Origin of the sequence: Nostoc sp. S13 (genome assembly GCF_029379315.1) — a bacterium.
GTDB lineage: Bacteria > Cyanobacteriota > Cyanobacteriia > Cyanobacteriales > Nostocaceae > Nostoc.
In genome coordinates this window covers 1-13939 of the sequence record NZ_JAQYWQ010000135.1, presented here as the reverse complement: position 1 = coordinate 13939, position 13939 = coordinate 1, and the positions used below count along the sequence as shown (strand labels likewise).

Genomic DNA, 13939 nt, shown 5'->3' with positions numbered 1-13939 from the left:
AATGACACCCTCAATGGCGGCGCCGGAAGTGATGGACTCTATGGGGATGATGGCAATGACTCACTCATTGGTGGCACAGGCAATGACAATCAATCTACCTATTTAGGATATTTAGGAGGAGCAAGTCGCTACGGTGGACTCTATGGCGGTGCTGGCAACGATACCCTTATAGGTGTACAGCCTACCAGTTCTAACCCTGGACGAGGCGAACAAGACTATTTAACAGGGGGAACTGGAGCAGATCGGTTTATTTTGGGCGATTCCACTTGGATTGGTTACGATGACGGGAATAGTGCAACCAGTGGAAATAGTGACTATGCCGAAATTGCTGACTTTAACGCTGCTGAAGAGGACGTTATTCAACTTGGGGGAACAAGCAGTAATTATCTTCTAGCTATTTCCGGTGCAGATACTCAAATATTAATCGACAAACCCGGAAGCGAACCTGATGAACTCATTGCCATTATTAAAAATCAAACAGGCTTGAGTCGAACTGGCACTTACTTTGTCTATAAGCCATTACCGTCTAACATTACCCTTGCCCTATCCTCAAATAGCGTCACTGAAGATGGAACTACCAAGCTAGTTTACATCTTCACCAGAACAGGTAACACCACCAATGCTTTAATCGTAAACTATAGCGTAGGCGGCACAGCCACCTTGAACACCGACTACAGCCAAAGTGGTGCCGCAAGTTTCACGGGAACCACAGGAACTATTACCTTCGCAACTGGTGCAAGTACGGTAACTCTCACCATTAACCCAACAGCAGACACGACCTTTGAAAGTAATGAAACTGTTATTTTAACTCTAGCAACAGGCACTGGTTACACCATCGGCACTACAACAGCCGTCACCGGAACCATTACTAATGATGATTCTTCGTCGTCCATCAACATCAACCTCAGTAATAACCAGACGATAGTCGAAGGTAACACCAGTCCGCAAAACGCTACTTATACTGTTAGTCTCTCCAACGCCAGCGCTCAAACTATTACTGTTCAATATGCCACTGCTAACGGTACAGCTACAGCAGGGGTAGACTATACCAGCACCACGGGAACTCTAACTTTCAACCCAGGTGACACTAGTAAAGTCATCAATATTCCCATTCTCAATGATTCCCTAAATGAAGCAAATGAAACTTTTACTTTAACCCTGAAGTCTCCCACCAATGCCAGTCTTGCCACAACAGCAAACGTCACCACAACGATCACCGATACCCTGACTGCTTCCGTTACCACCACTTTGCCAACCAATGTAGAAAATCTCACCCTCACAGGAACAGCAGCAATCAATGGTACAGGTAATGCAGGCAATAATATTCTTAAAGGTAATAGTGCCAATAATATCCTCTCCGGTGGTGCTGGAAATGATACCTATTCTTTTCTAGCTACTACTGCCTTGGGAACGGACACAATTACAGAAACCACAACAGGTGGTACTGATACGATTGACTTTAGTGGTACTACAGTTTCCGTAAACGTAAATGTGGGAGCAACCTCATCGCAAACGGTTAATAGCAATCTCAAGCTCATTATCTCTGCCAACAATGTGATTGAAAACGCCACGGGTGGTACAGGGAATGACCGTCTCACTGGTAATACACTGAATAACATCTTGATTGGCGGTGACGGAAATGACCAGTTGCAAGGGCTAGAGGGAAATGACACCCTTCAAGGAGGTAATGGTAATGATATTCTTACAGGAGGAACTGGTAATGATAAATATCTGTTCCAAAGCAATGGTGTATTTAGCACAACTTTAGGTGTTGATTACATCAGCGAGTTTAAAGCAGGACAAGACCAGATTGTGCTGAGTAAAACTACCTTTAATACTGTTACTAATACAGTGGGACAGGCTTTAACTGACTTTGCAGTTGTCAGTGATGATCAGTTTATCAATGCCAGTAATGCCCATATTGTCTTTAGTCAAAGTAGTGGCAGCTTATTTTATAATCAGGATGGTGATGTTCTGGGTGCAGGAAGTGTGTTTGAGTTTGCCAGTTTAGGGAATCCTGATATTACTCTGAGTAGTAGCAATTTCAGTCTGGTTGCCTAGAGCATCCATTCACTAATCTTGGAACAACCTCTCCCCCAACTCCTGTCCGACGCCCAGAGGGGACTTTGTAACTCTCAAAGACTTATGTGTACACCGTAGCCACGGGGGGAGAGGCTTTGAAACTTTTTCTCTGCTTGGATGAAACCACCCTGCCCTTCTCTACAAGGCAAGGGGGTTAGGTTTTTGATTACTGAATTGGTGTTCTAGTATTTTTGATACCGCATTCCTGGCAGTTGCGAAACTAAACCCATAAGTTCCAACTGTAACAATGCACCGGAAACTGAGCCAGCAGCCATGCCGGTTTGTTGGACAATAAAATCGAAGGGTAAAGCCTCACAAGAAAACGCATTCATTATCGTTTGCAATTCTGGCGATAAAGTTGGCAAACTTAACTGTTCTGCTGCTGTAGAAGCCTCGACTCCATCAATTTGTGGTATTGCTCCTAGCATGGTTAAGAGTTCATCTAGTTCCTTGAGGATGAAAGAAGCTCCTTGACTCAGTAGCTTTAAACACCCTTGGGATGGATGATCGTCCAGTCTTCCAGGCAGTGCATAGACATCTCTGCCAAATTCATTTGCGTAGGTAGCCGTTATTAAAGCACCAGATTTTAACGGCGCTTCCATTACTAGGATGGCGCGGCTTAAGCCAGCAATAATTCGATTGCGACGGGGAAAGTGAGTGCGATCCGGTGGGGTTTTTGTGGGGTACTCACTCACGACTAACCCCGCTGTCAAAATTTGCTTGTACAGATCCCGATTTTTATGTGGATAAATGACATCTACACCAGTTCCTAAAACTGCGATCGTGCGTCCACCGGCTTTGATGGCGGCGATGTGGCTTTCTGTGTCAATTCCCTCTGCCATCCCAGAAACAACTGTAAAGCCATTTTTAGCCAAAGCTGTACTAATTTGGCGAGTCCAACGGATGCCGTATTCTGAGGGTTGGCGTGTTCCGACAATCCCAACCATCGGTTTTTGTCCGAGATTTTCTTGGAGTTGGACTTCACCGCGATAGTATAAAATAGGCGGTGGACTTGGAGTTTCCAGCAGTAAGCGGGGATAATCGGCATCTGCTGGTGTCCAGAAATGGGAATTTTCCTGCTGGTGCTTGATGAATAGTTGTTCTGGGTGCAAACGCGATCGCTGTTGTACTACTTTTTCTAGTGTCTGAAAACCAAAACCCTCTACTTCTCCCAACTGTACCTTGGTAGCGTTCCAAGCCGTTGCCAGTGTACCAAAACGCTGTTGCAGCCGTCGCAATAATACCGGCCCAATTCCAGAAATTTGCGTCCAAGCTAGCCAATATGCTCCTTCTTCTACCACGGTTCCATCCTCACGCCTACTGGATTAAGTATTCCCAAATTGCGGTTAGGTGTTGATATAAAGGGGGAGTGGGAGTCAGGGAGTTTCTTGAAAAATGAGGATTAAGCCTTTAACTATTAAATATTGACTCTTGACTCTTGACCATTGACCATTGACCATTGACCGACAAACAAAAGGATATAGAGCAACTAAATTTATTTATGGTTACTGAGCTTGTGGAAGTATGGGGATTGTAATGCATGAATTTTGAATTCGGAGTGAAGCGACGTGACTATTCGACCATCATCTGTGATGAAATATTTCTATCGTCTTTTAATATGCCTATCTGGGTGCTTAATATTTTTACTGCTGAATAGTTGTCTTGGTTTGTTGCCAAGTTGGGCCGCCGAAAAGATTGTTTTCAGGTACGGATTGTTTGAGCAATCGATCCCGGTGGCAGATATACGCAACTATGCCGAGACGAAAAAGGTTTCTGCCGATCTGCAATCTTTCTTAGGTTATCTCAGCGCTAAGGATAAACAGAAGTTCCAAGATACTCTTCAGGTGAAAATGTCTCTTGATATTGCGGCTTTAGACAAGCTGGTAAATACAGGGATGGGCAAGCAAATTTTATCTTTTGCTTCCCAAGCGACTATCTTTCCGACACGCTCCGCGATCGCTCGTCCAGATCAAGGCAGTACACAAGCGCTACGAGCTGCGATTATCTTAGGAGCAAAATCACCAGAAGGTCTAGGATTAGTCAGCTTTCTAGAAGCCTATCCCAGTAATCAACTAGTTGTTGACGTGTCAAAAATTCAGAAGCTAATTGGCATGGCAAATTCATCTTCTGGTTCTGCTGATGCGCCGCCGAAAGACAATATAAGTTCTTCACCTTTAGGACAAATTGCACTGCAATATCAGACATTTGCTGCCCAAGGTAAACAGTTCTCAGGTTGTTTATTTGGCGATTCTATTTCGGCTGAACTTGGTAATACCCTTGGGAGTGGTACTTTTAATTTTGGGTTAAATGGTCTGAGTACAATCTCATTACTAGAACAACTGAAAAGTTTAATTCCTACGAAGGTGAAATGCGAAAAAGCGATTATTGCCATAGGTGGAAATGATGCTTGGTATGGAATTAGTGATGAATTATTTAGCAAAAACCTGCAAGAGGCGATCGCACTTGTTCGCACAATGGGAAATAAAGAGATTTTTCTGATTCCGGCTTTTTATTCAACAGTTGCAGCCAGCTTAGATCCAACTGTATCAGCCCCACTTTCTAAAGTTGAACAAATTAATACTCTGATTAATCAAGTTGGTGAAATTGAAAAAGTGCCAGTTGCAGCCGCAGGACTAGCACCCTTGTATGAAAATAATGTTCTCAAAGAAAATTTGACCAGTGACGGCGATCATCTGAATGCAGAGGGTCTAAAAATTTATCGACAAGCATTATTACAAATTCTCGGTAAGTAATATGATGTCCGTTAAATTGTCGTAAAAGCACCCCAAAGAGCCATTAACTTTGCATGAAGTACAAAGTTACAGGTTTTGAAACAGGGCAGAAACTCTGTATATGTCAGGACTTACGCAACTGTCACAAGCAATGGCGCGGCTACACCGCGCCCCGCGCCAAACAACTAGGCGATAAACATGGGAACATTCGGACGTTTTAGTTGCTGAACTAAATAATTTGATAGCAATCCATACTTAATTTGATAGATTGTTTGACCTGTTTTATAAGCTAAATCTTTGAGCCTAAGCCAGACTAAAATAGCGCAGGCAATATGATTTCTTTGAATACGACCCTTACGACATTTACATGATTCAATGCCAGTCAATTGTTTTAATTCTCGGTGAAACTGCTCAACCTTCCATCGAACCTTACACACTTTTTGCGCAACGTCCGTAGAGTCTTGAGATAAATCGTTTATAGCGATAAAATCCGTTCTGTCGGTGGAGACAGTTACCCGGAACAGTTTCACTTTTTTAGCTTGAGCGAACTTTTTTATTTTAACTATTTTACCTGATTTCAACTCCTCTTTATCCCAAGATAACAATTCAATTTTTTGATAATCTTCTTGACCCGATGTATCATCAACAAGTCGATTACGTTTCAGAGGACAATAATAGTACTTGCCTAATCCATCAATATATAACATTAATTTATTTGTCGCATACCAAGTGTCCATCAAGACAGCTTGGAATGGTAAAACCTTATTATACACAAGGTTTTGCAGCATCTCCATCACATGGTCTATCTTTGTTTTTCCATCTCTATCTGGGTCATAAATGCGATAGTCAACTACCCAAAAATTTCCGATTTCATCATTTACATATACACAATTTACTAGCCCAATCCCTTGAATTACACCATGCTCGTTGCCACTATATTGGCGTTTACTTGGCTCTATTTCAATAGCGTATCGTTTATCAATTACTGTGTCATCAAAAATTAAGTAGGCGTTATCATTTATTTATATTAAATCTTTTACGTTATGCCAAAGAATGCGAGGTGTTAATTTTTCGTTCTTTAAATAACGGTTGATTTTATCATCACTGATCTGCTCTAAATGCTCTGCCAAATTTGTCAGCGTATAATTAATCTGGCTACTTAACAAGTACTGGCAATAGTTAAGTTTAGTAAATCTCATAAAGCTACAGGATTTATTTTATGCATCCTCAGCTAATTTTCTCATGATTTGATAAATACTTAACACAGCCGATTACTGTTACTAATTTCAGCAATGTCCTCTGAGTATACCACTTGATATAGTACATGTATACTATAATAATGTGATCGCACTGTGCCAGTTGCGTAAGTCCTATATGTATGTGATTTTGAGTCTTGCATTTTCGACCTTACTTGCTTGCAAACTGCTGTATACTAATTTCTGGTCATCTTAGTAATGAAATAAAGTAAGACCATGAAAAAAATGATTCCAGTGGTACTAGCCACAATACTGTTGATTATTGGTAGCTTTCACTTTTTTAGTCATCCTGTAATTGCCAAAACAAATGACCTAAACTACAAAGTTGCTTTGCAAGCTGATACAGGAAAATGGCTTTCTCGCTGTAGAAATTGTCAACAGGTTACGGGTAATTTCCCTGATACAGCTACAGTACATATCGACAAACCAACCGCTGATAAGCCTTACGCTCAATTTGAGGTTGTCAATGTAGGTTATGGTAAAATTGCTTTCAAAGCAGACACTGGTAAATATTTAGCAAGATGTCGTAACTGCATTGTTGGAGGCGCGTATCCAGATTTTGCCACATTTCATGTTACAAATCCTTTACTACCATATGCCCAATTTACTCCCGAATTGCTGGATAATGGTAAGTATACTCTTAAGGCAGATACTGGAAAATATTTATCAAGATGCAATAACTGTTCTCCTGATGCAGCATATCCAGATACCGTGACTATCCATGTTAATAGTCCGCAAGGCGATAGTCCTGCTCAATGGAATATAACTCCCATCTTTTAATTTGAGGTTGCATCACAAGCAGCCTTGAGAACGAGTGGCTAGAAAACAGGCAGATTAAGCGTTTAATCAAAAGCCGCTACGCCTCTATGAATGAGGTACAAGCTAGTGACGCACATCTGTGTGCCCCTACGAATTGCTGTACTTCAAGCAATTGAAAACTGCTGTAAGTAGTTAGGAACCAACATAATTCGTAGTTTGTAACTCGAAATTACGAATTACGTAGCTTGCTTCTGGCCATTCGCCTCTGGTTTCGTAGAGAAGGCGAGTATTACGAATTACAACTTATCAACTTTAGGCTTTCCAATTCAAAAACCGCGCATAAATATAAGCGATGGCTTCATCAAGAATTGTCCGCACGCCTTGGCTAGAAGCCCACCATTTCTCTGGTTCGTAATCTTGCGTTTTGGCAGCAATCACACCAACTTTGATATCAGGATTCAATAATTTTTTGAAAATTAGCCAACTCCTACGGGTATGAACATCCAAAGAAAAAAGATTAATTGATTCTACCTGTAAATTTGAATTGGATAGCCAGCGATGAAATTCAGCAGCAGATGCATAACTACGATCCTTAACCACGAAAGGTGTTGGAACAGCTACCACTTTTTCTGCTTGTAAACCGAGTTTGATGAAGGTAGCGGCTGACACGTCTGCAAAATTATCGTATCCGGTCAGATAACTTCCTTTTCCTAATGTACCTCCCGTACTAATTATTTGACGATAAGAACCGTTTTTAAATTCAGTCAAAGCTTCTTCTATAGCGTAATCTGGTAGCCATCCTTCCACAACTAATACTTCTGCTGATTTGATCGGGGAAGTTACGGCCAGAAATGAGTGTATATGAGTAATAGTGAAAAATATCAAATAAGCAATCAAAGCGATCGCAATCGCCCACCCCTGACCCGTAAGTGTCCACATTTCTTGGCGTTTTATTAGTTTTATTTTGGGAAAATTTTGACGCCGACGATTTTTGGTCTGCATTAAATCTTAGCTAAACGTTGCTCTTTCAAGTAGGTAAAGACAGACTTATCTCCAATATCAGCAGGAATTGCTTGCACTGTCTTTCGGAGCGCAAACACCAAAAACAACGTCGCCCAAATTCCTAATAAAACACTTTCCCCCTGAGTTGGTAAAACTCCCACCAAATGTCCTAACAACAGTAGCGGTACTGTTAGGGTTAATACTTTGGTTTCCAGGCGATTGAAGCAAAAAGCCTCTTTAAAATAAATACCTGTCAAAGCAACGAAGATAAAACCAACTCCAAATAAGGTAATAGGCTGATTGTAAACAGTGAGAGCCAAAGGTTTACTACTAGAGATTGCCAGAATCACTGATGCTATACTACCGATGGCCCAAAAAACTTGCAACACTCGGTGCAGTGATGCCATGTAGATATGAATCGTAAATAAACTTACACCGAGAGCGAGACTAAAACAAGCATATAGAGGTGTAAGGGCGGTAAAAACAGTCGGGTTATTGTTGAGCAAAACCAAAGCGCTGCCTATGGCAAAGCTCAGTGCTGCTACCATTAACCCAGCGCGGTAGATAATTACGCCAGTGCGATCGCTCTGAGTAATTGTAAATTCCCCAAACTGACCTTGATAAACTTCTGGTGAAGATAGTGTTTGCGTAGTCATGGTTAAAAATATAGTTAGGATTTCCTAATAGAGTACAACGGGAAATTGCTGAAGGGTTACTTTTATTATTATCGGCAATCAGACGAACTTAGTGTGACAAATCCCGAAATTCTTTTGCAAAAGTGTAGAAGCTTCCTCGGTTTGTCGTCAGATATCGCTCTTTGTTGAAGATGTGCGCTAGCTTGAAAAAATAATTTCCACTTAAGTCGATAGCGATTGCCAATACAAAAAATGTATAATTTAATACTTAGCTTTCTGTGTTGGTCATGATCCAATTCCAGAAAACAGTAATACCGATCTACATCCAAAATAATCGGCGGCATACTTGCTACTTAAGTCGAGAGCGATCGCTCTCAACGTTTTAGCTAAGGGAAAATCAGGAAGGGCGAGTTAAGAGACATCGTTTGTTGCTGGAATGGATGAAATACGATCGCTGTTTTTTGGGAAATGCAATCGCAGATCAATAAACCCATCTTTCGTATTGTGCCTCAGTTAATTTTAAACGAGGACGCTTTAAAACTTCTTTATACTCTGCGATAATCTCTGCCGATACAACCCACTCAAAAGCAGAATTAGCAATCAAAAATAAAATTACACTCTCTGGATTTTTATCAGCTATAGCAGCAGAGACTACGATATTAGTATCAATAATAACTTTCATTATCCCAGTCTATAAGCTTCAATTTCTGCTGCTATTTCTTCATCAGTCAAAGGATTATCTGCGTGTATCGCTTGTATTTCTTTGAATAACTTTTTTGATTTTTGTGCTAAAGTAACCCTTTGATTATCGTCTGTAAAAACAATCACCTCAATTCTCTGTCCTGCTTTAAATCGTAAATCAGATAATACTAACTGCTTTGGATCTGGAATGATGATATATCTTTTATAAACGTTCATGATTTATCATGTTAATCAACTTTTATCTACCCTTGTTCTAACAATTTCGCTACATTCTCTGTAATTCTCTCTTCTAACTTTGTAAAGTTGTCTTAGAAGGGCGAGATTTAAAACCCAAATTTTCTATAACCAACTTTTTCCCCGACTTTTGCAACTCCATCATATAAAACTGCCGACTTCAGCCGACTGACAAAACAAAGTGCGTAGGCGTAGCCAGCCGTAGGCATCGCTTAGGCTATTGGGCATAGAGATAAAATTTAAGTATAAAAAAGATGCTTAACACCCTCAGCCCACTTGCAGAAGACTTAGCAGGTAAAAGCTATCCTAGTCCTGATTACTTGCAAACACAGCGCCGCATTCATTCCCTCATAGATAAATATGTTGCAGTCGAAAAACTACATGAACGTCTGCAAGATTTATCGATGCAGTTTGCCAATCCCCAACCGCGTCCCTGGAAACCCATTGACTGGCAGACGATTAACCGCAATCAAATTATCGGTTTAGACGCAGAGGTATTTTTATCTATATTGATCGGTGCGATGGATACAGAAGCCCCGATTCGCGGCTATACCCAAACAAGTCGGCAGTATTTGGAAAAATTGCATCCTCAGATGGCTCGGTTTGTTGGTGGAACAGTCGGTGAAGATGGCCAACTCCTGGAACTTAGTTTGTGGGAAAAGGAAGAACGTCAGCACACACCAGCATTAATCAAAATCTACACCCAATTAACAGGCGAGAAAATTACCCCAAAACTTCGTACTGTTAGAAGCTATCTCCCCACAGATGACACCAACGAAGATTTATATCGCCACGGCTTACACCGCATTGCCACAGAATACGGTGCTACCTGTCTTTATATTTGGTTGATGGTTCACACCACTGGCGCACTCCAGGATGTTTTAGAGGAACTAGCACAGGATGAAATCAACCACATGACCAAATTCTGGGGGTTTGGGGTCTGGGCTTTCCCTGATACTGGGTTGATGCGAATTGGACGCACGCTAATCAAAACGCGATCGCAGAACTATCAGCGTAACAACCTCATGCGTACCCTACGCCGGATGATGGCTACCCTCAACTGGAATGCTTGGTCATTAACCAACAAAACAACTCTCCTCTTCACCTTCACTTACACAATGCGTCGTCTGTGGAGTTGGAACAATAGTCTAACACCAGAGTATTTGCAAGATTTATTTGGAATTACTGATTAGACATCGCCTAAAAATTAAACCGGACAGTTTTTGCCATCAGGGGATAAAGTAAAAGCACCCACATTACCACGAGGTATATGAGCGCTAATAAATAAAAAACATTATCGAGGATAATCTATCTGCTATGACAGACCGAAGTAGCTATAAGAATAGCAGCCACTGGGTAAATAAACTGCAAGGGTAGTTACAAATGTTTTGTTAAAAATACTACTTCCCGTAAATGCAATGCTTGACTTAGCCAAAATTCAATCGATTGCTCAATCCTATTCTCCTCAAGAACTCTTTGCTGCTTTGGTTTGGCAGCGTCGGTTCAATGAGTTTGATGGCGAAGAAGTGATTACTGACCTTTGCAACCATAAGAATTTATGGGCAAGCTTTCTGTTCACAAAACCAATCTTTGCACCAGATGAAAACGGTTTAAGTTTTGCTGGTCTGGTTGATACCCTGCTTGCAATGGCAAACTATCGTCCCATGCCTGAAACCAGCATCATCCATTTCATCGCTTATCCTGCCGATACGCTATACATCCTGACAGAAAACCAAGATACAAAAGTGTCAGAGCTTTTAGACTTGGGCAAAAAGTGGCGAGCTGACTCAGTAGAGGTAAGTGACGGCACGAATGAAGACTATGGTTTGCGGCTTAAACGCCGACTGAGAACTAGATTGGAAGGAGGGCTATGGGGTGAGGATGTTCACCAAGATTGTGATGCGGTGGTTGTTGCCTATTGGTGGGATTGAATTCTTGAAGTATCTCAATCAGAAAAATCGTGGACTAAAATATGCTGTTTTCTTGCCGATCTTAGCCTTGTACCCAAATTGAGCAGCGATCGCAGCCTCTTAATTTTTTTTGAGTAAATTATTCTTTGGTAGATATTGAGTCGCGGATGTCGGCTCAATACTATATTCGATATCACAAAAGTAGACTTATGTAATTATTATTTTGTCAATAGTAATTATAATAACTACCAATATCATTTGTTGTTAATTATTTCCCAAAATAGTATTTACTATAATTTAATACTTGCGAGATAAGCTGAGATTCTGGTAAGTCAATTCAGAAAAAATTTCTGATATCCAAAATTTAAAGTTAATCAGATTTTTTTATAAATCTACTTTAAATTTACTTATCAATCAATTTGAAAATCGCAATTAATTTTTCCACTATTTTGTAGGTGTTGGGAGTTATGATGGGAAAATATCTACTAGCTTTTGCTAGTGGGATGGGATTTTTATGTTTAATTGCCGGGTTATCACCTGTGCAAGCCCTTCCTAGTTTAGAAATTGCAGATAAAAACGTAGCTGTTAATCAAGATGAAGGCAGCTATCAAGAAAATGATTTTCATCAAAGTGATTTAGCAAATAATGTCTCCAATAAATTGCTGATAGCTAATGAGAACAAAAAAAGTTTCTCCTCAGTCAATGAACAGCAAAAAATTCCAGATTTAGGAGTAGATTCTGCTATTAAGCTTTGGCAGCCAATCATACCACAAGCTGCAAGTTCATTTCCAACCTCATACAAACTTGCACAAGTAACATCCGTATCGCAATTGTCTGATGTACAGCCAACCGATTGGGCTTTTCAGGCACTCCAATCTTTAGTCGAGCGCTATGGTTGTATCGCAGGTTATCCCAATCAAACCTATCGCGGTAATCGGGCGATGACTCGCTATGAATTTGCTGCTGGCTTAAATGCTTGTTTAGAGCGAATCAACGAACTGATTGCGACTGCAACTGGTGATTTGGTCAAGAAAGAAGATTTAGCCACCTTGCAGAAACTACAAGAAGAATTTGTGCCGGAATTGGCAACATTGCGGGGTCGAGTAGATGCTGTAGAAGCTCGCACAGCACAACTAGAAGCAAATCAGTTTTCTACGACTACTAAACTTAATGGAGAGGTAATTATAGCTGGTGTTGGTGCTAGCGGTGGCGCTCCTAATCGGAGTGACCCGAACATCATCCTAGTCAATAGAGTGCGGTTAAATCTCACCACTAGCTTTACTGGTAAAGATTCATTAATTACTGGATTGCAAGCCTATAACTTTTTGGGTGGAGTCGATGGACAGGGTAGCCTGCAACAAAGTTTAGGATTAGCTGCGCCACTTTTAAGTGCAAGTAGCGCTCGTACCAGTTTTGAGCCGCAATTTCCGGGGTTAAATGTCAATACTTTGTCGACTGTTGGCGCAAACAGTATTCAGCTTTACAAATTGCTGTATATCTTTCCCGTCGCAAATAAATTAACCTTGTTTGCGGGAACTGCGGCGGAAACATCAGATGCTTTCCCAGCAATTACGCCTTTTTATGGTGAAGGACAAGAGTCAATTTCTCGTTTTGCCGGCTTGAATCCTGTGCTACGGGTTTCTGGTGGGACTTCGGGTACTGGTTTAGCATCGGCGGCGGGATTTATTTTTAATATTTCGCCAAATTTGGATTTAAGAGCTTTATACGGCAGTGTAAATGCCAATTTACCCGAAAAATCTGCGACTGAGGCACTACCAGGAGTTTCTACTACACCTTTGGGAGGAGGTTTATTTAGTGGTAGTAGTATTATTGCCACACAGTTAACCTTCAAGCCAAGTCCTGCTCTGGATATTGGTTTAAACTATGCCCACAGTTATCACGAAATCAATATTTTGGCTACAGGATTAGTTAGTAGTGATATCGGTGCTTTAGCAGGGGTTGCAGCTGGAACACCGCTCACACTCAACTCTGTTGGCGGTACGATAACATGGCGATTGTCTCCCAAAATAGCATTATCTGGCTACGGTGCAGCAATATTTGTTGATGCTGCTTCAAATAGCGTTAATGCTTCCACCACCTTTACAAGTTGGATGGCGGGAGTTCACTTCAGAGATTTATTCAAGTCAGGAAACACTGCCGGGATTCTTTTTGGTCAGCCGCTTTACCGTACTGATGCTGGTGGTTCTGCTCAACTTACACCCACAGGCGACAATCGGGCGACTCCTTACCATTTAGAAGCCTATTACCGCTTTCAAGTTAGCGATAATATCAGCATTACCCCTGGTGCGTTTGTTCTCTTTAACCCAGAAGGTAACAGTAACAATGAAACTACGACTGTAGGTGTACTTCGGACTACTTTTACATTTTAAGAAATTGGGAGTAGGCAGTCAAAATCCCCCAATAAATTGGGGGATTTTGAGATTGCATAACAAAGTTCACAGTAAGAAAAATATTGCCCTCTTTGACTAGTATCGTGACAAAAAAATCTTTACTCGATGCTGAACCCCACCAAGGTTTGTAGAATCTAAACCCACTAACCGAGATATATAGGAATCCTATTTGAGTTTTGAACAAGCTCCGTACATCTGAAGAGTGGCAAAGTCAAA

11 protein-coding genes and 1 pseudogene are annotated in these 13939 nt (G+C 41.1%); 6 read left to right on the top strand and 6 right to left on the bottom strand.

What is annotated here, in order from left to right; all coding sequences use genetic code 11:
* The coding region (locus PUQ00_RS28280) for a Calx-beta domain-containing protein (RefSeq protein WP_300422807.1) at positions 1 to 2061 on the top strand (2061 nt) is incomplete at its 5' end.
* 203 nt (positions 2062 to 2264) lie between these two features.
* Here the strand turns inward: PUQ00_RS28280 and dprA are convergent.
* The gene (gene dprA, locus PUQ00_RS28275; RefSeq protein ID WP_300422805.1) at positions 2265 to 3383 is read right to left on the bottom strand and encodes a DNA-processing protein DprA; all 1119 of its coding nucleotides are present in this window, start codon (positions 3381 to 3383) and stop codon (positions 2265 to 2267) included.
* Positions 3384 to 3650: 267 nt separating this feature from the next.
* Between dprA and PUQ00_RS28270 the strand changes: the two genes are divergently transcribed.
* Positions 3651 to 4835 carry an alpha/beta hydrolase gene (locus tag PUQ00_RS28270; protein WP_300422803.1) on the top strand — a complete coding sequence of 395 codons (1185 nt, stop codon included), beginning with the start codon at positions 3651 to 3653 and terminating at the stop codon, positions 4833 to 4835.
* 164 nt (positions 4836 to 4999) lie between these two features.
* Here PUQ00_RS28270 and PUQ00_RS28265 read toward each other — a convergent pair.
* Positions 5000 to 6013: pseudogene (locus PUQ00_RS28265) on the bottom strand (transposase).
* Positions 6014 to 6286: 273 nt separating this feature from the next.
* On the opposite strand from PUQ00_RS28265, the gene PUQ00_RS28260 reads away from it, so the two are divergent.
* Positions 6287 to 6850, top strand: a complete 564-nt coding sequence (locus PUQ00_RS28260) for a hypothetical protein (RefSeq protein ID WP_300422802.1) — start codon at positions 6287 to 6289, stop codon at positions 6848 to 6850.
* 291 nt (positions 6851 to 7141) lie between these two features.
* On the opposite strand, the gene PUQ00_RS28255 is transcribed toward PUQ00_RS28260, so the two are convergent.
* From PUQ00_RS28255 to PUQ00_RS28240, 4 genes are all read right to left on the bottom strand, one after another.
* Entirely contained in the window at positions 7142 to 7831 is a 690-nt protein-coding gene (locus tag PUQ00_RS28255; protein ID WP_300422800.1) for an ElyC/SanA/YdcF family protein, read from the bottom strand.
* On the bottom strand, positions 7831 to 8487 hold the full coding sequence (locus PUQ00_RS28250; protein ID WP_300422798.1) for a DUF2301 domain-containing membrane protein: 657 nt from the start codon (positions 8485 to 8487) through the stop codon (positions 7831 to 7833). Before PUQ00_RS28250 ends, PUQ00_RS28255 begins: the two co-directional genes overlap by 1 nt.
* Before the next feature lie 460 nt (positions 8488 to 8947).
* Positions 8948 to 9148 (bottom strand): putative toxin-antitoxin system toxin component, PIN family, encoded by a 201-nt coding sequence (locus PUQ00_RS28245; protein WP_300422796.1) that lies wholly within the window; start codon positions 9146 to 9148, stop codon positions 8948 to 8950.
* Positions 9148 to 9384, bottom strand: a complete 237-nt coding sequence (locus PUQ00_RS28240; RefSeq protein ID WP_300422795.1) for a hypothetical protein — start codon at positions 9382 to 9384, stop codon at positions 9148 to 9150. Before PUQ00_RS28240 ends, PUQ00_RS28245 begins: the two co-directional genes overlap by 1 nt.
* 272 nt (positions 9385 to 9656) lie before the next feature.
* Here PUQ00_RS28240 and PUQ00_RS28235 point away from each other — a divergent pair, with 272 nt between their 5' ends.
* The 3 genes from PUQ00_RS28235 (at position 9657) to PUQ00_RS28225 (ending at position 13702) form a co-directional block, all read left to right on the top strand.
* Positions 9657 to 10595: a ferritin-like domain-containing protein gene (locus PUQ00_RS28235; RefSeq protein WP_300422794.1), complete on the top strand. Its 939-nt coding sequence runs from the start codon at positions 9657 to 9659 to the stop codon at positions 10593 to 10595.
* A 225-nt stretch (positions 10596 to 10820) separates the two neighbouring features.
* Positions 10821 to 11333 carry a hypothetical protein gene (locus PUQ00_RS28230; protein ID WP_300422792.1) on the top strand — a complete coding sequence of 171 codons (513 nt, stop codon included), beginning with the start codon at positions 10821 to 10823 and terminating at the stop codon, positions 11331 to 11333.
* A gap of 449 nt (positions 11334 to 11782) precedes the next feature.
* On the top strand, positions 11783 to 13702 hold the full coding sequence (locus PUQ00_RS28225; protein WP_300422814.1) for an iron uptake porin: 1920 nt from the start codon (positions 11783 to 11785) through the stop codon (positions 13700 to 13702).
* Positions 13703 to 13939 lie beyond the last annotated feature (237 nt).

Bases quoted from the DNA above. Each gene is read 5' to 3' on its own strand.
- PUQ00_RS28225 (WP_300422814.1), top strand. From the start codon at position 11,783: ATGGGAAAATATCTACTAGCTTTTGCTAGTGGGATGGGATTTTTATGT.
- PUQ00_RS28250 (WP_300422798.1), bottom strand. From the start codon at position 8,487: ATGACTACGCAAACACTATCTTCACCAGAAGTTTATCAAGGTCAGTTT.
- PUQ00_RS28260 (WP_300422802.1), top strand. From the start codon at position 6,287: ATGAAAAAAATGATTCCAGTGGTACTAGCCACAATACTGTTGATTATT.
- PUQ00_RS28245 (WP_300422796.1), bottom strand. From the start codon at position 9,148: ATGAAAGTTATTATTGATACTAATATCGTAGTCTCTGCTGCTATAGCT.
- PUQ00_RS28235 (WP_300422794.1), top strand. From the start codon at position 9,657: ATGCTTAACACCCTCAGCCCACTTGCAGAAGACTTAGCAGGTAAAAGC.
- PUQ00_RS28255 (WP_300422800.1), bottom strand. From the start codon at position 7,831: ATGCAGACCAAAAATCGTCGGCGTCAAAATTTTCCCAAAATAAAACTA.
- PUQ00_RS28230 (WP_300422792.1), top strand. From the start codon at position 10,821: ATGCTTGACTTAGCCAAAATTCAATCGATTGCTCAATCCTATTCTCCT.
- PUQ00_RS28240 (WP_300422795.1), bottom strand. From the start codon at position 9,384: ATGAACGTTTATAAAAGATATATCATCATTCCAGATCCAAAGCAGTTA.